Below are 20,910 nucleotides of genomic sequence, written 5' to 3' on the forward strand. Positions count from 1 at the left end.
CTAAATACTCTTTTCTAATACGAACTAATTAAAAAAACTACATTTTTAAATATAAACTACAATAAGATAAACTAAATTCCATAGGAGGAAGACAATGGATTGGTACGATTATATGATACAGGCATCCAAACAATCACAATTCAACGCAAGCCATTGGTTTCGCTATTTGCGAAAAGTTATTTTTGAAGACTATTCTTATTTAACAAACCAAGATGTAGAAAAGTTGCTAGACTCCGAAGAACTAACCCATTTTCAAAAAATTAGCTTGAAGTATGCCTTTCAAGAGCATACTCCAACTCATAAATATGTGATTTCATTAAATAAACCTGCTAAGTTAACCAATGTTCAAAAATTGATGGAGAAATACAAGCATGGATAAAATGAAACCGGTCTTCCAAGCCCTAAATAAGGAATTAATTCAGGAAAATCTGACTTTAACAATTATCTGTGTCGGTGGTTATGTCTTAGAATATCATGGTTTACGTGCCACACAAGATGTTGATGCTTTTTATGACCAAAATCAGAAAATCAATGAAATTATTGCTCGTGTAGGAAAACAGTTTAATCTTAACACCCACAAAGAGTTATGGCTCAACAATCATGTTGCAAATATGAACAAACAACCTCCCTTAAGTTTATGCGAATCCTTGTACTCATTTGAGAATCTGACCGTTTTAGTAGTCCCTATTGAGTATGTGTTAGGAATGAAGATGATGAGTATCAGAGAGCAGGGTTTGAAAGATATTGGTGCAATTATTAAATACAAAAACTTTCATTCACCATTCGATACCTTTAAATATTTAAAAGACATGGGATTTGATACTATTGACCTCTCTGTTCTATTAGAAGGTTTTAGTTATGCTTATGGTATGGATTGGTTAGAAAAATTTTTTAAAGAAAATCAAGATAAACTTCGCGAATTTTATTAACAGTATCAAACAAGATGATTGTCAATTAGCCAGTCGTCTTGTTTTTATGATGAAATGAAATAAAAACTGAACAAATCGCTTAGAGAATTCCAGTCAATTTCTAGCACTGTTTGAGCCGTTTTAGTGGACTATAGTAAAATGAAATAAGAATAGGACCAATCGATCAGGACAGTCAAATCGATTTCTAACAATGTTTTAGAAATAAAGGTGTACTATTCTAGTTTCAATCTATTATATTTCAGATTCAGTCCACTATTCTTTCCCAAAAACATTGCATATTGCGCCGAAGGAATTGCTCACACTATCCCAAGCACAAAACCCTCAGTCGATTGACCGAGGGTTCCTTTTTATTATTCAAGAACTTGATTAGCTCAATGCATCCAAGGCATCATCCATTGAAAGAACTTCGTGGAAGACACGTTGTGTCAATTCAGTTTTTTGTTCTGGAGTGAGGTATTTAGTGTTTACACAGTATCCAGAGATACGTACGATAACGTCTTCACCTGACATGATCTTTTCGTAAACATCGTTCAAGTCCATAACGTTCAAGTTAACGTGTTGTCCCCCGTTTTCAAAGTAACCATCAAGGATTGTTACCAAGTTATCAACTTGTTCATCACGAGTCTTACCAAGAGCACGAGGTGATACTTGTGTAGTCAATGAGATACCATCAGCTGCATAACTAAAGTCAAGGCTAGAAAGTGAGTTCAAGTTTTGCAACCATCCACCTTTAGCTTTATTAGATGGGTTAGCACCTGGTGAGAAGAATTCAAGTTTAGACAAGTTCACAGAACCATCTTCGTTGAGGTATACACCTTTGTGGACTGGTGAGTTACCAGTTTGTTTAGAGTAAGCAACGTTAGATGTGATAGTCAAAAGTGAAACTGTAGCTTCTGCGTCTTTGTAAAGTTTGTGGCTACGTAGACGAGTTGTGTAAGCTTCGATCAACCATTCTGCCAATTCGTTTGAACGTGGGTCATCTTCACCCCAACGTGGGTATTCACCGATTGTTTCGTAATCGTAGATGTAGCCATTTTCATCACGGATTGGTTTAACTGTAGCATATTTGATAGCTGACAATGTATCAACAGTGTTAGCAAATCCACAGATACCGAATCCCATGTTGGCACGTTGTTTAGTTGGCAAGAAGGCCATTTGAACAGCTTCGTAGTTGTACTTATCAGTCATGTAGTGGATGATGTTCAAAGCATCTACGTAAGTGTCAGTCAACCAATCAAGAGATTTTTCAAAGTTAGCTTTAACTGATTCAAATTCAAGAACTTCGTCACGGATTGGTTCGATATCAAATACTTTGTAGTCTTTGTGAACATCGTCGTAACCACCGTTCAAACCAGTAAGAAGGGCTTTCAATACGTTTACACGCGCACCGAAGTACTGGATGTTGTGGCGTTGTTCTTCATTTTCTGGGTCAAGTGGAGACACACAGCATGAGATACAGCTCATTTCACCATATCCGTCTTTAGCCATTGTTGTTACACCTTCGTATTGGATAGAAGAGTGTTTGTGGCTCATGTGCATACAGTAGCGACGGAAGTTGTATGGCAATTTGTCAGTCCAAAGAACTGTCAAGTTTGGTTCTGGAGAGTTACCGATATTGTCAAGAGTGTTCAAGAAACGGTAGTCCATCTTAGTAACACGGTGACGACCGTCGTTACCCATACCAGCCATAGAAGTTGTGATGAAGGTTGGGTCACCTGAGTACAATTGGTCGTAAGCTTTTGTACGAGCAAATTTAACTGTACGAAGTTTCATAACGAAATCATCAACGAATTCTTGGATTTCTGATTCAGTAAATGTACCACGAGCAAGGTCACGTTCTGCAAAGATGTCCAATACGATTGGCACACGTCCAAGAGATGTTGCAGCACCGTTGATAACACGGCAGACAGACATGAAGGCGATGTTAACCCATTGGATTGCTTCTTTAACGTTCATCGCTGGTTTGCGAACGTCAACTCCATAAAGGTCACCCAAGCGAACAACTTGTTGCAATGCTTGGTATTGAAGGTTGATTTCTTCACGAAGACGGATTGTTTCTTCATCGATTTCTTCGATTGCATTCCAGTCGTTTACTTTTTCTTGCATCAAGTAGTCTGCACCGTAAAGAGCAAGACGTGCGTAAACACCGATGATACGTCCGCGTGAGTATGCATCTGGAAGACCAGTTACAGTGTGTGCGTGACGAGCGCGACGGATATTTGAAGTGTAGGCACGGAAAATACCGTCGTTAACTGTTGTTACATATTTAGTAAAGATTTCGTGAACAGCTGGGTCTGGTTCGTATCCATTTTCTTTCAAAGTAGTTTCAGCCATACGGATACCACCTTTTGGCATGAAGTTCAATTTGAAGAGTTCGTCGTTTTGGATACCGAAGATCACTTCATTTTCTTTATCGATAAATCCTGCTGGGATATCAGCGATAGATGTTGGACGAGTGTCCATTGGGAAACGAGTTTCTTCGTAGTGAGCCTTAGTTTCTTCTACAATTTTTTTGATGTGAAGTGAACGTTCTGTTGGTCCTGCGAGGAAGCTTTCGTCTCCATCATAAGGTGTGTAGTTAGCTTGTACGAAGCGTGATACACTTGCTTTTTCTTTCCAATCTACGCCTTTGAAGCCTTCCCAAGCTTTGTCAAAAATATCTTGTGCTTCAACAACTGTCTTAACAACCATGTTAATGTCCTCTTTTTTCTTTCTAGTAACAACCATCTGTTACATTCATGAGTCAAGTATACCATACAGTAACCGATTTCAACAAGTGAAAATTCCCTATTTTTACACTTTCTTTTCTAAAACAGTCTACATTTTATTTCAAACTGTATTATATTTTTGAAAAAATAAAGTCCTTTTTTCTTTTTTTCAGAAAAAAGGGTATAATAAAAGAAAATAAGCAGTAAAAAGGTGCTAGGCATGTTAATTTTTCCTTTGTTAAATGATTTGTCAAGAAAAATCATCCATATTGACATGGATGCCTTTTTTGCTGCGGTGGAAATCAGAGATAATCCTAAACTCAGAGGAAAACCTGTCATTATCGGAAGCGACCCTCGGCAAACAGGTGGGCGGGGAGTCGTTTCTACCTGTAGCTATGAGGCGCGAGCTTTTGGTGTCCATTCTGCCATGAGTTCTAAAGAAGCCTATGAACGTTGTCCCCAGGCAGTCTTTATCTCAGGGAATTATGAAAAATACAAGACTGTGGGACTCCAGATTCGATCTATCTTTAAGCGTTATACAGATTTAATAGAACCCATGAGCATTGATGAAGCCTATTTGGATGTGACAGAAAATAAACTCGGTATCAAGTCAGCGGTCAAAATCGCTCGCCTCATTCAAGAGGATATCTGGCAAGAACTCCATCTAACTGCTTCTGCTGGCGTTTCTTACAACAAATTCTTAGCTAAAATGGCCAGTGATTATCAAAAACCACATGGTCTGACAGTGATTCTACCTGACCAGGCTGAAGATTTTCTCAAACAAATGGATATTTCCAAGTTTCATGGAGTAGGAAAAAAGACGGTGGAACGGCTTCATCACATGGGTGTTTTTACCGGCGCTGATTTGCTTGAAGTCCCTGAAGTGACCCTAATAGACCGCTTTGGCAGACTGGGCTATGACCTGTATCGAAAGGCTCGTGGTATTCACAATTCCCCCGTCAAATCCAATCGCATCCGTAAATCAATCGGCAAGGAGAAAACCTATGGAAAGATTCTCCGTGCCGAGGAAGACATTAAAAAAGAGCTGACTCTTCTATCAGAAAGAATCGCTCTCAATCTCAGTCAGCAAGAAAAAGCTGGAAAAATTGTTATTTTGAAAATCCGCTACGAGGACTTTTCAACTCTTACTAAACGAAAAAGTCTTGCTCAAAAAACACAGGATGCTGGTCAGATAAGCCAAATAGCCCTGCAACTCTATGAAGAGTTAAGCGAGAAAGAAAGAGGTGTCCGCCTGCTGGGGATTACCGTGACTGGATTTTAAAGCTCAATGAAAATCAAAGAGCAAACTAGGAAGCTAGCCGCAGGCTGCTCAANNGTTGCAGATAGAGCTGACGCGGTTTGAAGAGATTTTCGAAGAGTACAAAACCTTGAAGAGTTGCCCCTTCAAGGTTTTTCTTATACAAATAAACGGACAAAACTGTAAAGTAGCAAAACACTACCAAGCACGATGCGGTATTTACCGAAAAGGGTAAAGTCGTGTTTTTTCACATAGCTGGTCAAGAAGCGAATAGCCACCATGCTGACTGCAAAAGCGACTCCCATCGCAACCAAGAGCAAGAACAATTGCCCAAAGCTCAAGAGTTGTCCTGCTTTTATAAATTTGAAAATCTTTAAGGCACTAGCTCCAAACATAACAGGAATTCCAAGATAGAAGGTAAATTCTGTCACAACTGAACGACTAGTTCCATTCAACAAACCACCGACAATCGTTGCACCTGAACGGCTAGTCCCTGGTAAAAGAGCAAGAACTTGGAAGAGTCCGATATAGAAAGCGGTCGTATAAGGAAGCTTGTCCAACTCTGTTACACTTGGCTCGATAGCACGCGCTTTATTGCGCTTTTCCAAATAGATAAAGGCAATCCCATAGATAATCAACATGAGAGCAACAGAAACCATGTTATGGAAGTGGGTATCAAACCAATCATCAAACTTAAAGACGGCAAGTAAAGGCAAAGTTGCAATCAAGACCTTCAACCATAGTCTCCAAGTCTTACGAACTTCCTGCTTGTCCTTAGTGGATTTGAAAGGATTGAGCTTATTAAAGTAAATAACCATGACCGCCAAAATCGCACCAAGCTGAATCACAACATTAAACATGGACATAAAGGCTTCGTTTTGATTTTGGTATTGGATAAATTCCTCTGCTAAAATCAAGTGACCTGTACTGGAAATCGGCAACCATTCCGTAATTCCTTCAACAATCCCGAAGAAGATAGATTTTAAAATTTCAATAAGATACATAGATTACTCCTTTTTTTCTATCTTCCATTATAGCATATTTTTTCAGCCTGTGACAGCTCTCTTTAAAAGGCGCCTATACTGCCACCACCTCCGCCTCCAGAGAAGCCACCGCCAGAACTTCCACTTCCAGAAGATACGGAGTAGGTACTTGCTGTATTTGCGACACTAGCATAATGGCTCATTTGCGCACTTGAATGATAAAACATACTGTGCCAGCCATAAGCTACATAGAGATTGATATCTGGATTTTCTACTTGGATGTGATGAACCTTCATCAAATGACTGACCTTGTCCGCATAGCCAAATAAGGTCGCATAGACCAAGAGGCGATTCCAGACTACAATACTTTCCAACTCTGCCTGATCCAACCGTGCAATCTCACGTAACATATTTTCAAAACTGGTCCAGAGATAGTAGACTTCTGCTCCTGCTTCATTCAGAACACCATCACGATTATCTAGTCGAAGCTTCCAATAATAGAAAACAGCCAAAACCAAACCTAGAAAACCAAGTATTGGCAAAGGGAGGTAAAGATAGCCATAAACGTCCAAACTGTACAAGAATAGACCAAATCCGATAAATAATGGTAGGATAGTAGAAAGTCCCATCCCCACTTGCAAAGCCTTTTCCCCACCAGTCAAGGGACGATAATAAGCTGGAAGCCCCCAGAAGGAAACTCGTTTTCTCACCCCTTCTTGCATCTCTTTCAACACTTCTTCGAAAGAAGATTTGAGCTGACGCCCCCTTGCTTGAATCCGCTTTTCATCAGCAGCTTTAGCTCCGCGATAAAGGCTGTCAGATACCTTGTAATCCGCAAACAAATTGGAAAGAGGGGCTTCTTTTTTGCCTGAAAAGGCAAGATTTAGACAGTCTCTCTCAAAGCTTGACAAACCATCTTCTTTCACCAGCCTCAAACCAACTGCATCTCCTTCTGAAATAATAGAGACATTTCCACGATCTATCACATCTAGCAAGGTAGCTTGAATAAGTTGGTCAAAGGTGAATTTTCCTGCTCCTTTGGTTAGAGGACTCACTTCCTCCAAGGAGGTCGAGTAGACAGCCTCTGATAATACCATAGGTTCTAATTCCATTGGTGGCTCATAGAGACGATGATTTTTGGCATATTTAACTGAAGAAGTGGTCTTTCTTCTATAAATAAAATAAAAGCAGACACTCAATAACAAGGAGATGGAAAGTATCGAAGGAAAGACCCAAGTAACGAGTTGTTTACTTTGCTCTTTTTCTTTAACAATCGAGTCTTCTATCTTATTAAACTCTTCTAAACGACTCCCTTTCAAGCCCTGATCCCTAGCGCTAGCAAAATCAGTTCGAGGCCAATAGGCATGCAACTCAACTCCACGCTTAGCCGGAAGATTGTCCAAACGAATAGTATCATCAAGGCTACTCTTTTCAATCGTTCCCTCTCTGAAAAGTTTCCCTGTATGGAAAAAGAGTTTTTCAGCCCCCTTGTCTCCCCTTACATGAAATTCAAACTTGCCAATAGCCCCTGAACTATCTGTTAAAGGTTGCCAATTTAATTCAGCAATGTCATCATAAAGGAAAAGCAAATTTTTTAAGTTCCATGTAAGGTCAACTTCAACTGTGTCGCCTTCCTGGCCTGGATTATAGACTTTAACAGTATAACCATCCGCTTCTTCTGTCACTTCGCTAGTAACATCTGCTAGTTCAGCACCATTTTTCGCAGCCTGAACCTTTGGATGAGGATCAATGTCAAATCCACTAGGCATCTTGCCTGCACGACCAAGTCCTACGATTTGGCCCTTAAAGTCCTCCTCAAACTGGTAAACTATCTTCTGTCTAAATTCTGCTGTATTGTCTGCATGAATATACAAATCCCCTTGGTAAGAGTTTATCTTGAAATCAATGGCGAAAACAGAAAGTGGCAGAAGGCAAAACAAGCCAAACATCAGTAAGAAAAAAGTTTTTTTCATCAGCTAAGCCCCCTTTTTATCTTTGCTATCATTATATCATTTTTTCATAAGTAAGGGCTTACCTATATTGAAAAATAGAGTTTTTTTCGATAAAATAGGAGACAGTTATTTTTTAATAGATTAGAAATAGGAGAAATCATGAGAAAAATATACTTATCTATTTTCACAAGTCTCTTGCTGATGCTAGGACTTGTCAATGTTGCTCAAGCCGATGAATATTTACGCATCGGGATGGAAGCAGCATATGCTCCCTTTAACTGGACCCAGGATGATGATAGCAATGGGGCTGTCAAAATCGATGGGACCAACCAGTACGCTAATGGATACGATGTCCAAATCGCCAAGAAAATCGCTAAGGACTTAGGCAAAGAACCTTTGGTTGTTAAAACCAAGTGGGAAGGTCTAGTCCCCGCCCTTACTTCTGGTAAGATTGACATGATTATCGCAGGTATGAGTCCAACTGCCGAACGCAAACAAGAAATTGCCTTTTCAAGCAGTTACTACACTAGCGAACCAGTTCTACTAGTCAAAAAAGATTCTGCCTACGCAAATGCTAAATCTTTGGATGACTTTAATGGTGCGAAAATCACTTCTCAACAAGGCGTCTACCTTTATGACTTGATTGCACAAATCACAGGTGCTAAAAAAGAAACAGCCATGGGAGACTTCGCTCAAATGCGCCAAGCTCTTGAGGCTGGTGTCATCGATGCCTATGTTTCTGAACGCCCAGAAGCTCTGACCGCTGAAGCTGCGAACTCTAAGTTTAAAATGGTTCAAGTAGAACCTGGTTTCAAAACTGGGGAAGAAGATACAGCTATCGCTATTGGACTTCGTAAAGATGACAATCGTATTAGCCAAATCAATGCCAGCATTGAAACCATTTCAAAAGACGACCAAGTTGCCTTGATGGATCGTATGATCAAGGAACAACCTGCCGAAGCTACAACAACTGAAGAGACTAGCAGTAGTTTCTTTAGCCAAGTCGCTAAAATTCTTTCTGAAAACTGGCAACAACTCTTGCGTGGTGCTGGTATCACTCTTTTAATCTCTATCGTCGGAACCATCATCGGTCTCATCATCGGTCTTGCCATTGGTGTTTTCCGTACTGCTCCTCTCTCTGAAAATAAAGCCATTTATGGATTACAAAAACTAATCGGCTGGATCCTCAATGTCTACATTGAAATTTTCCGTGGTACGCCAATGATCGTTCAATCGATGGTTATCTACTATGGAACTGCCCAAGCTTTCGGTATCAACCTTGACCGCACACTGGCTGCTATCTTCATCGTTTCGATTAACACCGGTGCCTACATGACTGAAATCGTCCGTGGTGGTATCCTAGCAGTTGACAAGGGACAATTTGAAGCTGCGACTGCTCTTGGTATGACTCATAACCAAACCATGCGCAAGATTGTCCTACCTCAGGTTGTCCGCAATATCCTACCAGCAACTGGTAATGAATTTGTCATCAATATCAAAGATACATCTGTATTGAACGTTATCTCTGTTGTCGAACTTTATTTCTCAGGAAATACCGTGGCAACGCAAACCTATCAATACTTCCAGACATTTACAATCATCGCCGTGATTTACTTTGTCCTCACCTTCACCGTAACACGTATCCTACGCTTCATCGAACGCCGCATGGACATGGATACCTATACTACAGGTGCTAACCAAATGCAAACGGAGGATTTGAAATAATGACACAAGCAATCCTTGAAATTAAACACCTCAAAAAATCCTATGGCCAAAACGAAGTGCTAAAAGACATTTCACTCACTGTCCACAAGGGAGAGGTCATCTCTATCATCGGAAGCTCTGGAAGCGGGAAATCGACCTTCCTACGCTCCATTAACCTACTTGAAACGCCAACTGATGGACAAATCCTTTATCATGGACAAAACGTCCTCGAAAAAGGCTATGACCTCACGCAATACCGTGAAAAGTTAGGAATGGTTTTCCAATCCTTTAACCTCTTTGAAAATCTCAACGTGCTTGAAAACACAATTGTCGCTCAGACAACTGTTCTTAAACGCGAACGTACAGAAGCTGAAAAGATTGCCAAAGAAAACCTTGAAAAGGTCGGCATGGGAGAACGCTACTGGCAAGCGAAACCAAAACAACTCTCAGGAGGTCAAAAACAACGTGTGGCTATCGCTCGTGCCCTTTCCATGAATCCTGATGCTATTCTCTTTGATGAACCAACATCAGCTCTCGATCCAGAAATGGTTGGAGAAGTCCTCAAAATCATGCAGGACCTGGCTCAAGAAGGCTTGACCATGATTGTCGTAACCCACGAAATGGAATTCGCCCGTGATGTCTCTCACCGTGTTATCTTTATGGATAAAGGTGTGATTGCTGAAGAAGGCAAACCAGAAGACCTCTTCACCAATCCTAAAGAAGACCGTACACAAGAATTCCTTCAACGCTATCTCAAATAAAAAGAAAAGGCTGCATCAACCGTGCAGTCTTTTTGCTGTCCAAAATGAAAAGGCAGATTCTCTATCTCTACTACTTGAGGGTCAAGAATCCGCCGTTATCCAAAGATTAATCTTCAAATTTTTCATGATTTTTTTCATAGAAATCAATTAGGCCTAGGGCTGTTTCAAATGAAATATTTTTTACTTTTGCACGACCCTGCGCCAGAGCAATGATAGACATTTCACGTGCATTCGTTTCTTTAGAGATACGGTAGCCTGTGATTTTCTTATCACGAACCCAGCCAACAACTGATTCTACTTTTTCAAAGTTTGACTTAGCCATGTTTTTCTCCTATTTTCTTCTTTACAATACTTAATTGTATACGTTTTTACTAATTTTGTCAATAAAAAAACATATATTCAACGAAAATAATTAGTTCAGAATTTTCTTACTTCCTTTTTAAAGCCGATAATATATAGGTTTTGCTAGCCTCTACACCATAAATATTTACTAATAAAAATATTGTATTATTACCCTCTTGAGGTGCAAAATTATTCAAGCTTTTAAAAAAATGCTTCTCTATTTCCGTAAGATAGCTTATTTCTTCGATTTAAGAACTAAAGATGACAGTTCTAACCTTTAGAAATCCAAGCCTTCACTAGCTCAAAAACTCCTATCTTTCTTCCTCAAGAAATCATCTGAGAGATAGGTATTCCTTATATTCTTCAAATTCATCACTCATTTGGATATTGAGGTGCTAGCCTAAAACCAAACACCCGATTATCTAAACCATCCTTAATAAAGATGACAAGACAGATAAGCTCAGTCGATTACTTATATATTCTTTTAATATGGTATATTTGTCAATAAAAAGAAATCAAATCACATCTTAAAGACCGTGTGAGTTTACTTTTCAAAATAGATGGGAAATCAAAATGAAGGATGGAAATCTGAGCCAAACATCATAAGTGCTATAATGAACAGAAGTAAGAATTGCACGATAAGCTTCCTAAAACCATAGGAATCGCCCCCTTTCTTCATCTTCATTATAGCACCTATACATCAGTTGTGCAAATAATATGATATTTTTTTATTAGTCCTCAGACAAGCATATTATAAAGCGTTTCATTCCCATTTAAGTTAATATAAGCCGGATCAAAACCTTCCATTCTACGGATCAAACCTGCATAATCATGCTTATCTGCCAAGGCAATACCAATCAATACTGGGCCTGTCCCCTTGCTAGCTCGTTTGATATACTCAAAACGTGTGATATCATCGTTTGGTCCCAAAATATCATTTACAAATTCACGCAGAGCACCTGGACGCTGTGGAAAATTGACCACAAAGTAATGCTTGATCCCATCATAAATCAAGGCACGTTCTTCCATTTCTGGCATACGGTTGATATCATTATTCCCTCCAGAAATGATACAACAAATAGTTTTCCCCTTGATATATTCAGCCAAAACCTCTAAAGAAGCGATACTAGCCGCTCCAGCAGGTTCTGCAACAATCCCTTGCTTAGAGTAGAGGTCAATCAAGGTTTCAGAAATCAACCCCTCATCGACACCTACCAAAGTTTGAACATGTTGACGAGTTGCTTCATAGGTCAACTGCCCTACCTTTTGCACAGCAATCCCATCCGCAAATTTGTCAATTTCTTTGAGTTTGACTGGACCACCAGCTTCAAAAGCAGCCTTCATAGAACGCGCTCCATTAGCCTCTACCCCAATGACTTCAATTTCTGGACTTGTTTCCTTGATATAGGTAGAAACCCCGGCAATGAGACCACCACCACCAACAGGAACCAAGACAGCATCAAAATCAATCGATTCTTTTCGAGCTTCTTCTAAAATCTCATAAGCAACTGTCCCTTGACCTGCTTGAACATGAGCATCATCAAAAGGATCAATAAAGGTACGATTTTCAGAAACTGTAAATTCTTGAGCTGCTTTAGCAGAAGCATCAAAGGTATCTCCAACTAGTTTAATGGTTACGAAGTCCCCACCAAAAAAGCGAACCTGCCCAATTTTTTGTTGCGGAGTAGTAATGGGCATAAAAATAGTAGCAGGAATTTTCATCTCGTTACAAGTATAGGCAACTCCCTGCGCATGATTTCCCGCAGAAGCGCAGACTACCCCACGCTCACGCTCTTCCTTGCTGAGCTGAGAAATAGCATAATAGGCACCACGAATTTTAAAAGAACGAACACGCTGGGCATTTTCCTTTTTCAAATAAATCTTAGCACCATACTTCTCCGATAAATAATGGTCATAATCAAGCGGTGTATTCACAACCACACCGTTCAAGACCTTGTGAGCCTTGATGATATCTTTTGAACTTAACATATAAAACCTCTTTTTCTATAAAAAACAGTCACTAATGACTGTTTTTTTAGTTATTCATCTCCAAAAACTTCAGCAACACTTTCATGATATTTATGAGCCATACGAATTGAAAATTCTTTAGGAAGTTCATAACGATTTGTGGAAATCCAATCATATAACCATTCTACCAAACTTTCTTCACTATCATTACGATGGAAGATAAAATAGTTTAAAATTTCTTTATATTCTACATCATTCAAATCCAGCGTGTCTACAAATTGACTACGAGGAACAAAATTAGAATCTAATTTTCTTAGTTGATCTGTCAATTCTCCCAATTGTAAATCCAACTGAAAAAATAATTTTTGCAGTTGCCTATCAGTCTCATCACATCCTGTCTTGATAGAAAACAAATTGGTAATATTCATATGATTTCAACTCCTAAATCAGTACATCTAATATCCCACGAATAGCTGAAGCTAAAATTTTCTCAAAATCCTTTGCTCTCTAATTAGTTATAGATTTTGAATGCATCATCGTCGTTTTTACCAACGAATGGCATTGCTTTACGCAATTCTGCACCAACTTTTTCAATTTCAAGGTTAGCTGCTTGTTCACGGTAAGCAGTCAATTTTGGACGTCCAGCTTTATAGTCATTTACAAAGTCATTTGCAAATTTACCATTTTGGATGTCTGCTAAGACAGCCTTCATATTTTCTTTAACTTGTTCAGTGATTACACGTGGACCTGATACATAGTCACCGTATTCTGCAGTGTTTGAAATAGATTGACGCATTTTCTTGAATCCACCTTCGTAGATCAAGTCAACGATCAATTTCATTTCGTGAAGAACTTCAAAGTAAGCCAATTCTGGAGCGTAACCTGCTTCTGTCAAGACTTCGAAACCTGCTTCGATAAGGGCAGTCAAACCACCACAAAGTACAGCTTGTTCACCAAACAAATCTTCTTCAGTTTCTTCTTTGTATGTTGTTTCAAGAAGACCTACACGAGCTGCTCCAACACCTTTACACCAGTCCATAGCAATGTTTTTAGCATTTCCTGTTGCATCTTGATATACTGCGTAAAGAGCTGGAACACCAAATCCTTCTTCATAAGTACGGCGTACCAAGTGTCCTGGTCCTTTAGGTGCACACATAAAGACATCTACATCTGCAGGAACTTTGATAAACTCAAAGTGGATATTGAAACCATGAGCAAATCCAACGGCATTTCCAGCTTCCAAGTTTGGAGCGATTTCTGCTTCGTAAAGTTCTTGTTGGATTTCGTCTGGTGCCAAAATCATGATAACGTCAGCCAATTTAGTAGCTTCTGCTACTGTGTAAGTGTCAAATCCATCTTCTTTTGCTTTATCAAAAGATTTACCTGGACGTACACCGATGATGACATCGCGACCTGAATCACGCAAGTTTTGAGCATGCGCATGCCCTTGCGAACCATAACCGATAACGGCGATTTTTTTACCGTCAAGTGCTGCTACTTTAACATCTTTTTCGTATTCCATTTGAACTGCCATAGTTTTTCTCTCTTTTCTATTATTTATTGCCTTTTAGGCTGGTTTAACAAATTTAAGTTGGATTTTTATACTCAATGAAAATCAAAGAGCAAACTAGGAAGCTAGCCGCAGGCTGTACTTAAGTACGGCAAGGCGAAGCTGACGTGGTTTGAATTTGATTTTCGAAGAGTATTAATCGCGGGTAAATCCAGTTGCACCCGTACGAGCGATATTGCGAATACCGTATGGTCGAATGACTCGCAATAGAGCTTCACTCTTTTCAGCATTTCCTGTCATCTGAATGGTAATCGAGCTTGGCGCTACGTCTACCACTGTTGCACGGAAAGGTTGAATAATGGCTAGAATCTCAGCTCGCTTCTCAGCTGGCGCTGACATCTTAACCAAAATCACCTCGCGCTCCAAATGAGGCTTGTCTGTAATATCTCGAATGCGAATCACATCAATCTGACGATTGAGTTGCTTGATGATTTGCTCCACTTCATCATGTGAAGCTACATCAATAATAATGGTAATACGCGATACATTCGGATCTTCTGTTGCTCCAACAGAGATACTTTCGATATTAACCTGACGACGAGACAGGACACCGGTAAAGCGATTGAGGACTCCTGATCGATTCTGTAGTTTTGCTGTTAACATTCTACGCATGGAACTTCACCCCCAACATCTCATGATTACTCTTACCAGCTGGTACCATTGGTAACACCTGTTCCTTACGAGAAATATCTACCTCGATTAGCATAGGAACATCCTCAGTGATCACTTCAAGGTCTTGAGCCAAGGTCTCAGGATTGTCAAACTTATAGTTTTTAATACCATAAGCTTGTGCCATCAATTGGAAATCAGGAAGGGTGTCAAAGACTGACTCTGATGTTCTACCTTCATAGAAGGATTCCTGCCACTGGCGAACCATTCCGAGTGAGTGGTTGTTCAGCATAACCACCTTGATTGGCACCTTGTAAATGTTCAAAATAGCCAATTCCTGGTTAGTCATTTGGAAACCGCCATCCCCAACAAACAAGACTACTTCCTTATCTGGGTTAGCAATTTTAGCCCCGATTGCTGCTGGAATTCCAAATCCCATCGTTCCCAAACCACCTGAAGTCACTAACTGACGTTCATTTTGGTAGGGATAATACTGGGCTGTCCACATTTGGTGTTGACCAACGTCTGTTACTACAATGGCATCTCCATTCGTCAATTCACCAATTCGTTCAATAACGGCTTGCGGCTGAACCACACGCTCTTTCTTATCATAAGAACGAACGCGGTTCTTGTCTTTAGTAACTTTCTCAATCCATTTCTCAGTATTGTTATGAACTGTCGGTTCTGCTAGCAACATTTGCAAGGCCTTTTTAGCATCTCCAACTACAGGAATATCTGCACTGATAATCTTGCCAATCTCAGCTGGGTCAATATCAATGTGAGCAACCTTTGCATTCTTAGCAAAAGTCTTAGGATTCCCCGTCAAGCGGTCATCGAAACGGCAACCAATACTAATCATAAAGTCCGCTTCCGTCATGGCAATATTAGCTGCGAATGACCCGTGCATGCCTCCCATTCCAAGGAAGAGTGGATGACTCGTTGCAATCGTTCCTTGTCCCAAAAGACTGGTTACCACTGGAATTTGATAACGCTCTGCAAATTCATTTAATTCTGCAGCAGCTTCAGCATAACTAATTCCACCACCAGCTAACAAGACTGGCTTTTTAGCCTTGGATAATTGTTTCAAGATTTTCTTGATTTGCATATCATTTGGCTCAAGAGTTGGCTGATAGCTTGGTAGGTTCACTTCTGGTGAATAGATGAAGTCTGTTTCTAAAGCAGATACATCTTTAGGTAGGTCAATGACAACTGGCCCTGGACGTCCTGTAGTTGCGATATGGACAGCTTCCGTAATGATTCGAGGGATATCAGCTGTCTCACGAACTTGGTAATTGTACTTAGTGATTGGCATGGTAATTCCCACGATGTCTGCTTCCTGAAAGGCATCTTTCCCAATCCCTGCTCGCGCCACCTGACCTGTAAAGACCAAAAGGGGAACGCTATCGCTCATGGCATCCGCAATCCCTGTAATGGCATTTGTTGCTCCTGGTCCACTAGTGACGACGGCAACACCCAACTTTCCAGTTGATTTGGCATAACCTTCAGCTTCATGCAAACAACCTTGCTCATGGCGCCCTAGAATGTGGCGAATGCCTTTAAAATTATATATCGCATCATAAAAAGGCAAGACTGCACCACCAGGATAACCAAAGATGGTATCAATTCCTAAATCACGAAGTGTTTCCAAAACTAGGTCCGACCCCGTCTTAGGAGATTCTAAACTGATTTTCTCCATTGTTCCCCTTTCTTTCCTCTTAAAAATAACTTGTTACTATCATACCATTTTTTCAAGATTTTTCAAGAGAAAAGAAGAAATTTTCTGAATTTTCTATTTTAACGTTTATTTATGAATGTTATTTTTGTTTTTATTAAAAAGATACCGATTTCATTACTCAAAAAGAAAAAAGAACTGATTTCTCAGTCCTTTATTAATCTTATTCCACACTAAATAGGTATGGGTAAACAGGTTGTTGGCCTTGGTGAATCTCGACTTCAACATCTTCGAATTCTTCTGCGATTTCTTGGGCAATCTCATTAGCAAGTTCTTCGCTTCCGTCTTCACCGACATAGAAGGTTACGATTTCACTGTCTTCATCCAACATATGTTTCAATGTTTCTGTCAAGGTCTGGTGCATGTCAGGGTTTGACACGAGAATTTTCCCATCCACCATACCAAGATTATCGTTTTCATGGATTTCTAAGCCATCAATGGTTGTATCACGAACGGCTGTTGTGACGCTTCCACTAACGACATCGCTAAGGGCTGCAGTCATACGCTCTTGGTTTTCTTCGATGGACTTGTTTGGATCAAAGGCAAGAAGACTTGTCAAACCTTGTGGCAAAGTACGAGCTTCCACCACCACTGCTGGTTGCTCCAAAACTTCTGCTGCAGATTGAGCTGCCATGAAGATATTCTTGTTGTTTGGCAGGAAGATGATGTTACGAGCGTTGACCTGTTCAACAGCCTTGATAAAGTCTTCTGTTGAAGGGTTCATGGTTTGACCGCCTTCGATAACATAATCCACACCTTGAGAACGGAAGATATCTGCTAGACCTTTACCAGCCACCACAGCAATCAAAGCATACTCTTTTTCTTCAGCTGGTTTGCTAACTTGAGTAGCTTCTTTCTCAACCTGTGCTTCGTGTTGGTTACGCATATTGTCAACTTTTACCTTGACCAAGCTACCATATTTGAGACCTTCTTGCATGACAAGTCCTGGATCTTCTGTATGGACATGAACTTTGACAATTTCATCATCGTTGACAACAAGGAGAGAGTCTCCAAGTTCATTCAAGTAGTTACGGAACTCATCGTAGTCAAAATCTTTAGCATAGGTTGGACCTTGCTTAAGAGCTACCATGATTTCAGTACAGTAACCAAATGCGATGTCCTCAGTCGCTACATGACCAGCCACAGACTTATGATGCTCTGCATTGATCATCTCACTCATGTTGGCAGGAGTCGCTACAAAGTCCTCAGATGCAATATATTCGCCAGTAAGGGCTGAAAGGAAACCTTCGTAGAGGAAGACCAGTCCTTGACCACCTGAGTCCACAACGCCAACTTCTTTCAATACTGGAAGCATGTCTGGTGTTTTAGCTAGAGCTGTTTTAGCACCTTCCAAGGCTGCGCGCATGACTTCAACAGCGTCATCTGTTTGCTCAGCTTTTTTCTTAGCACCGATTGCAGCACCACGAGAAACTGTCAAAATCGTTCCTTCAACTGGTTTCATAACTGCTTTATAAGCAACTTCCACACCTGATTGGAAGGCAAGGGCCAAGTCTTGACCTGTTAACTCGTCTTTATCCTTGATAGCTTGTGAAAATCCACGGAAAAGCTGAGACGTAATAACACCTGAGTTCCCACGCGCACCCATCAAAAGACCTTTAGCAAGAATGCTCGCTACCTCGCCAACTGTAGAAGCTGGCTTATCTGCAACTTCTTTAGCACCATTTTCAATGGTCATTCCCATGTTTGTTCCAGTATCTCCATCTGGAACTGGGAAGACGTTTAATGAATTGACATATTCAGCTTGCTTATTCAAGCGAGTTGATGCAGCCTGCACCATTTCTTGAAATAAGCTAGTAGTAATTTTTGACACGGTTATTCTCCTACAACTTTGATATTTTGAATGTAGACATTTACAGTCTGAGCAGTAATTCCAAGCTGGTTTTCCAAGCTAAAACGAACACGCTCTTGAATGTTTTTTGACACTTCGCTAATCTTTGTTCCGTAGCTCAACACGGTATATACATCAACTGCAATACTGCCATCTTCGGCCGCTTTTACGACGACACCTTTGGAATAATTTTCCCTACCTAGAAGGGCTTGGAAATTATCTTTGAGGGCATTTTTACTAGCCATACCGACCACACCAAAAATCTCAGTTGCTGCTCCACCTACGACGGTTGCAATCACTTCATCTGTTAGTTCGATTTGACCATCTTTTGTATTAATTTTTACAGTCATCCTTTTTACCTCAACTAGTTGATACTCTATTTTATCATATTTCAGCTCAAGTGTAAAAGCAGAATACTGTATCAGCGGATATTTACTCTATTTTCAAATGATTTTATATCTACAGTAAAAGAAAAAAGACCCTAAGGTCTCCTTACTTTTATTATTAAACGCGTTCAACTTTACCTGATTTCAAAGCACGAGCTGAAGCCCAAACTTTTTTAGGTTTACCATCGATAAGAACAGTAACTTTTTGAAGGTTTGGTTTTACGGCACGTTTTGTTTGGTTCATCGCGTGTGAACGGTTGTTTCCTGATACAGTCTTACGACCTGTAAAGTAACATACTTTAGCCATTTGTGTTTTCCTCCTATTAGATCTAATATAGCGGATGTGCTAGCACCACATACCGTACTATGTTATCACACTTTCTTCATTTTTGCAAGGGAATTGGAAGATTTTTTTATTTAACGTAGACAATTCCCAACTTCCCAAAGGCCACATCTCCACGGATAATCAAGGTTTTGCTGGTTGGGGCTAGAGGAGTATCTGCCTTGGCTACGCCACAGAAAGTTTCTACCTTTAAATCAACTCCCCAATGTTGAGGAACATAGATAACTGCATTCCCAAAACCGACTTCTATCTTCAAGGTTGCGCTATCTCCCAACATCTCTGCATTGTCATAATAAATCTTGGCATTCCCAAAACCAACTTCTACTTGATCCTCTACCAATTCTTGCTCTTGCTTGTAGAAAGTCCCAGCCCCAAAAGCGACTTCCTTATCTATAAGAATGGTCTTTTTACCATCATACCACCATTTTTTCCCATTCCAAGTTCTGTTAGAATGAGTGAGTGCGCTGACACCCATTACGATTAAAATACTTGCCCAGAACAATGACTGATTGGGAATTGGTAAAATGCCATAAAAGTGGTTAGCAATCATTAAGGCCACTAGAGCTGTAAAAGAGGCTGAAGTTAAGTGGCGACGCAACAAAGCTCCAACTGATTGATAGACAAAAAATGCAATACCGAGCAAGGGCCAAATTTGCCCACCGAATGAAGGGATTCCAAAATTCCCTTGTAATAATATTAAAGCCGCCAAAATGAGCAACACAATACCAAATGCTTTCTTTTTCATCTTATTACCTCATGTTTCTTAGATTTTCTTTTAGGAGGGATTGGTAATGCCGTGAGACATGAACCTCCTTGTGGGTCTGATAAAAGGAAATGGTGCCCGTTCCTGAAAAGGACTTGTCCACCGAATAGATTTGCCGAATATTAGCGATAGTTGACTTGGATACCCGACTAAAATAGCGAGGAAGGATAGACTCTAACTCATAGAGTTTGAGCCGAACCTCGTAGGCATCTTTCTGGGTATGGGCGTAAATCTTGCTACCTTCCGTCTCAAAGAAGATAATTTCCGACAAATCCAGATAATATTCACCTGTCCCCTTGTAAAAAATCAACCGAGGGGACTTGGACTCTTGCAAGAGGCGCTGTAAATCCGCAATCTCATCTGTCAAAGCCGCTGCCTTGATGACAATTTCAGTTTCCTCTAAATTGCTGTCAATTTCGATTCGTAACTTCATTCCATCTCCTTTCTGACTCTACTATATCAAAGCTAAAATAAGAAAACAAGAGCAAAAAAGCAAGTGGTTACTTTGACCCCGTAAGTGGTTGTAAGGCTACCCTAACTTACAGGTCAACATAGAAAGAAAATCACACCCCACACAAGACCACAAATATAGCCAACCACTACATCCTTGGGATAATGCACTCCCCCTAAGACTCTCACTAGACCGAGGAAGGCTGATAATGTCAAACAAATCATCCCCATAGTTAGACTAGCATGCAAGCAAGCCATGGAGATAATGGTTGCTGAAAAGACATGACGACTGGGCATAGACTGACCAGGACTATCTCTGTCAAGCAAGGGTTTAATATCCCATTCCTCATAAGGCCTAGGAGCATTGATTTTCTTACGAAGAAAGGACAAAATCACAAAACCTGATGCAGGGATAAACACATAGATCAAGACTTGTTTCCCAAGTCCTTGTTGGAGATAGATAATTGCTAACAAGGTCAGATAAACTATAGGCATAACTACTGTCATGAACCGATTGAAAGTTCTTAACAGGCTCAGAAGAAAGAGCTTATTTTCAATATTAGCAGCAATATGGTCATACCATTCTTGATAATTTTTCATATA

General features: G+C 40.1%; 20 protein-coding genes and 1 pseudogene. 5 read left to right on the forward strand and 16 right to left on the reverse strand.

Features of this window, described 5'->3' with window-relative positions; translation table 11 throughout:
• Window positions 1-94: 94 nt before the first annotated feature.
• Together HT722_RS01630 and HT722_RS01635 are read left to right on the forward strand one after the other, a co-directional pair.
• Window positions 95-379, forward strand: a complete 285-nt coding sequence (locus tag HT722_RS01630; RefSeq protein WP_000384128.1) for a hypothetical protein — start codon at window positions 95-97, stop codon at window positions 377-379.
• Window positions 372-929: a DUF6036 family nucleotidyltransferase gene (locus HT722_RS01635; RefSeq protein ID WP_173277133.1), complete on the forward strand. Its 558-nt coding sequence runs from the start codon at window positions 372-374 to the stop codon at window positions 927-929. The genes HT722_RS01630 and HT722_RS01635 overlap by 8 nt, the downstream gene beginning before the upstream one ends.
• Window positions 930-1,295: 366 nt before the next feature.
• Here the strand turns inward: HT722_RS01635 and pflB are convergent, their stop codons facing one another.
• The gene (gene pflB / locus HT722_RS01640) at window positions 1,296-3,620 is read right to left on the reverse strand and encodes a formate C-acetyltransferase (RefSeq protein WP_000260631.1); all 2,325 of its coding nucleotides are present in this window, start codon (window positions 3,618-3,620) and stop codon (window positions 1,296-1,298) included.
• A gap of 237 nt (window positions 3,621-3,857) precedes the next feature.
• On the opposite strand from pflB, the gene dinB reads away from it, so the two are divergent.
• On the forward strand, window positions 3,858-4,919 hold the full coding sequence (dinB, locus tag HT722_RS01645) for a DNA polymerase IV (protein ID WP_173277135.1): 1,062 nt from the start codon (window positions 3,858-3,860) through the stop codon (window positions 4,917-4,919).
• 134 nt (window positions 4,920-5,053) lie between these two features.
• Here the strand turns inward: dinB and HT722_RS01650 are convergent, their stop codons facing one another.
• Window positions 5,054-5,899 carry an undecaprenyl-diphosphate phosphatase gene (locus tag HT722_RS01650; RefSeq protein WP_173277137.1) on the reverse strand — a complete coding sequence of 282 codons (846 nt, stop codon included), beginning with the start codon at window positions 5,897-5,899 and terminating at the stop codon, window positions 5,054-5,056.
• Window positions 5,900-5,961: 62 nt separating this feature from the next.
• On the reverse strand, window positions 5,962-7,851 hold the full coding sequence (locus tag HT722_RS01655) for a DUF2207 domain-containing protein (protein WP_173277139.1): 1,890 nt from the start codon (window positions 7,849-7,851) through the stop codon (window positions 5,962-5,964).
• Window positions 7,852-7,989: 138 nt separating this feature from the next.
• Here HT722_RS01655 and HT722_RS01660 point away from each other — a divergent pair, with 138 nt between their 5' ends.
• Together HT722_RS01660 and HT722_RS01665 are read left to right on the forward strand one after the other, a co-directional pair.
• Window positions 7,990-9,555 carry an ABC transporter substrate-binding protein/permease gene (locus tag HT722_RS01660; RefSeq protein ID WP_173277141.1) on the forward strand — a complete coding sequence of 522 codons (1,566 nt, stop codon included), beginning with the start codon at window positions 7,990-7,992 and terminating at the stop codon, window positions 9,553-9,555.
• Window positions 9,555-10,295, forward strand: coding sequence for an amino acid ABC transporter ATP-binding protein (locus tag HT722_RS01665; RefSeq protein WP_173277145.1), 741 nt, complete (start codon window positions 9,555-9,557; stop codon window positions 10,293-10,295). Before HT722_RS01660 ends, HT722_RS01665 begins: the two co-directional genes overlap by 1 nt.
• 106 nt (window positions 10,296-10,401) lie before the next feature.
• Here the strand turns inward: HT722_RS01665 and HT722_RS01670 are convergent, their stop codons facing one another.
• The 13 genes and pseudogenes from HT722_RS01670 to HT722_RS01725 form a co-directional block, all read right to left on the reverse strand.
• Complete coding sequence (locus HT722_RS01670; RefSeq protein ID WP_001130036.1) at window positions 10,402-10,617, reverse strand: hypothetical protein; 216 nt, start codon at window positions 10,615-10,617, stop codon at window positions 10,402-10,404.
• Between the two features lie 106 nt (window positions 10,618-10,723).
• Window positions 10,724-10,837, reverse strand: a pseudogene (locus HT722_RS10385) (SPFH domain-containing protein); the annotation flags it as partial.
• Window positions 10,838-11,375: 538 nt separating this feature from the next.
• Complete coding sequence (ilvA, locus tag HT722_RS01675) at window positions 11,376-12,626, reverse strand: threonine ammonia-lyase IlvA (protein ID WP_000952975.1); 1,251 nt, start codon at window positions 12,624-12,626, stop codon at window positions 11,376-11,378.
• A 50-nt stretch (window positions 12,627-12,676) separates the two neighbouring features.
• On the reverse strand, window positions 12,677-13,033 hold the full coding sequence (locus HT722_RS01680; RefSeq protein ID WP_023940905.1) for a hypothetical protein: 357 nt from the start codon (window positions 13,031-13,033) through the stop codon (window positions 12,677-12,679).
• Between the two features lie 83 nt (window positions 13,034-13,116).
• Window positions 13,117-14,139: a ketol-acid reductoisomerase gene (gene ilvC / locus HT722_RS01685; RefSeq protein WP_000290683.1), complete on the reverse strand. Its 1,023-nt coding sequence runs from the start codon at window positions 14,137-14,139 to the stop codon at window positions 13,117-13,119.
• A 171-nt stretch (window positions 14,140-14,310) separates the two neighbouring features.
• On the reverse strand, window positions 14,311-14,787 hold the full coding sequence (gene ilvN, locus HT722_RS01690; protein WP_001253803.1) for an acetolactate synthase small subunit: 477 nt from the start codon (window positions 14,785-14,787) through the stop codon (window positions 14,311-14,313).
• Window positions 14,780-16,480: an acetolactate synthase large subunit gene (locus HT722_RS01695; RefSeq protein ID WP_000411735.1), complete on the reverse strand. Its 1,701-nt coding sequence runs from the start codon at window positions 16,478-16,480 to the stop codon at window positions 14,780-14,782. Before HT722_RS01695 ends, ilvN begins: the two co-directional genes overlap by 8 nt.
• A 199-nt stretch (window positions 16,481-16,679) precedes the next feature.
• Window positions 16,680-18,347: a DAK2 domain-containing protein gene (locus tag HT722_RS01700; protein ID WP_173277147.1), complete on the reverse strand. Its 1,668-nt coding sequence runs from the start codon at window positions 18,345-18,347 to the stop codon at window positions 16,680-16,682.
• 2 nt (window positions 18,348-18,349) lie between these two features.
• Complete coding sequence (locus tag HT722_RS01705) at window positions 18,350-18,715, reverse strand: Asp23/Gls24 family envelope stress response protein (RefSeq protein WP_173277149.1); 366 nt, start codon at window positions 18,713-18,715, stop codon at window positions 18,350-18,352.
• A gap of 154 nt (window positions 18,716-18,869) precedes the next feature.
• A complete protein-coding gene (gene rpmB / locus HT722_RS01710) occupies window positions 18,870-19,058 on the reverse strand; it encodes a 50S ribosomal protein L28 (RefSeq protein WP_001140948.1) in 189 nt (62 codons plus the stop codon).
• Window positions 19,059-19,164: 106 nt separating this feature from the next.
• Window positions 19,165-19,839, reverse strand: a complete 675-nt coding sequence (locus tag HT722_RS01715) for a hypothetical protein (RefSeq protein ID WP_173277151.1) — start codon at window positions 19,837-19,839, stop codon at window positions 19,165-19,167.
• 4 nt (window positions 19,840-19,843) lie between these two features.
• Window positions 19,844-20,290: a LytTR family DNA-binding domain-containing protein gene (locus HT722_RS01720; RefSeq protein WP_173277153.1), complete on the reverse strand. Its 447-nt coding sequence runs from the start codon at window positions 20,288-20,290 to the stop codon at window positions 19,844-19,846.
• A 113-nt stretch (window positions 20,291-20,403) separates the two neighbouring features.
• A complete protein-coding gene (locus HT722_RS01725) occupies window positions 20,404-20,907 on the reverse strand; it encodes a phosphatase PAP2 family protein (protein WP_173277156.1) in 504 nt (167 codons plus the stop codon).
• Window positions 20,908-20,910 lie beyond the last annotated feature (3 nt).

Source organism: Streptococcus sp. 53 (assembly GCF_013276565.1).
Lineage (GTDB): Bacteria > Bacillota > Bacilli > Lactobacillales > Streptococcaceae > Streptococcus.

What these genes read in the sequence shown, in the direction of transcription:
- HT722_RS01630 (WP_000384128.1), top strand. Translation starts at nt 95, where the DNA reads ATGGATTGGTACGATTATATGATACAGGCATCCAAACAATCACAATTC.
- HT722_RS01635 (WP_173277133.1), top strand. Translation starts at nt 372, where the DNA reads ATGGATAAAATGAAACCGGTCTTCCAAGCCCTAAATAAGGAATTAATT.
- pflB (WP_000260631.1), bottom strand. Translation starts at nt 3,620, where the DNA reads ATGGTTGTTAAGACAGTTGTTGAAGCACAAGATATTTTTGACAAAGCT.
- dinB (WP_173277135.1), top strand. Translation starts at nt 3,858, where the DNA reads ATGTTAATTTTTCCTTTGTTAAATGATTTGTCAAGAAAAATCATCCAT.
- HT722_RS01650 (WP_173277137.1), bottom strand. Translation starts at nt 5,899, where the DNA reads ATGTATCTTATTGAAATTTTAAAATCTATCTTCTTCGGGATTGTTGAA.
- HT722_RS01655 (WP_173277139.1), bottom strand. Translation starts at nt 7,851, where the DNA reads ATGAAAAAAACTTTTTTCTTACTGATGTTTGGCTTGTTTTGCCTTCTG.
- HT722_RS01660 (WP_173277141.1), top strand. Translation starts at nt 7,990, where the DNA reads ATGAGAAAAATATACTTATCTATTTTCACAAGTCTCTTGCTGATGCTA.
- HT722_RS01665 (WP_173277145.1), top strand. Translation starts at nt 9,555, where the DNA reads ATGACACAAGCAATCCTTGAAATTAAACACCTCAAAAAATCCTATGGC.
- HT722_RS01670 (WP_001130036.1), bottom strand. Translation starts at nt 10,617, where the DNA reads ATGGCTAAGTCAAACTTTGAAAAAGTAGAATCAGTTGTTGGCTGGGTT.
- ilvA (WP_000952975.1), bottom strand. Translation starts at nt 12,626, where the DNA reads ATGTTAAGTTCAAAAGATATCATCAAGGCTCACAAGGTCTTGAACGGT.
- HT722_RS01680 (WP_023940905.1), bottom strand. Translation starts at nt 13,033, where the DNA reads ATGAATATTACCAATTTGTTTTCTATCAAGACAGGATGTGATGAGACT.
- ilvC (WP_000290683.1), bottom strand. Translation starts at nt 14,139, where the DNA reads ATGGCAGTTCAAATGGAATACGAAAAAGATGTTAAAGTAGCAGCACTT.
- ilvN (WP_001253803.1), bottom strand. Translation starts at nt 14,787, where the DNA reads ATGCGTAGAATGTTAACAGCAAAACTACAGAATCGATCAGGAGTCCTC.
- HT722_RS01695 (WP_000411735.1), bottom strand. Translation starts at nt 16,480, where the DNA reads ATGGAGAAAATCAGTTTAGAATCTCCTAAGACGGGGTCGGACCTAGTT.
- HT722_RS01705 (WP_173277149.1), bottom strand. Translation starts at nt 18,715, where the DNA reads ATGACTGTAAAAATTAATACAAAAGATGGTCAAATCGAACTAACAGAT.
- rpmB (WP_001140948.1), bottom strand. Translation starts at nt 19,058, where the DNA reads ATGGCTAAAGTATGTTACTTTACAGGTCGTAAGACTGTATCAGGAAAC.
- HT722_RS01715 (WP_173277151.1), bottom strand. Translation starts at nt 19,839, where the DNA reads ATGAAAAAGAAAGCATTTGGTATTGTGTTGCTCATTTTGGCGGCTTTA.
- HT722_RS01720 (WP_173277153.1), bottom strand. Translation starts at nt 20,290, where the DNA reads ATGAAGTTACGAATCGAAATTGACAGCAATTTAGAGGAAACTGAAATT.
- HT722_RS01725 (WP_173277156.1), bottom strand. Translation starts at nt 20,907, where the DNA reads ATGAAAAATTATCAAGAATGGTATGACCATATTGCTGCTAATATTGAA.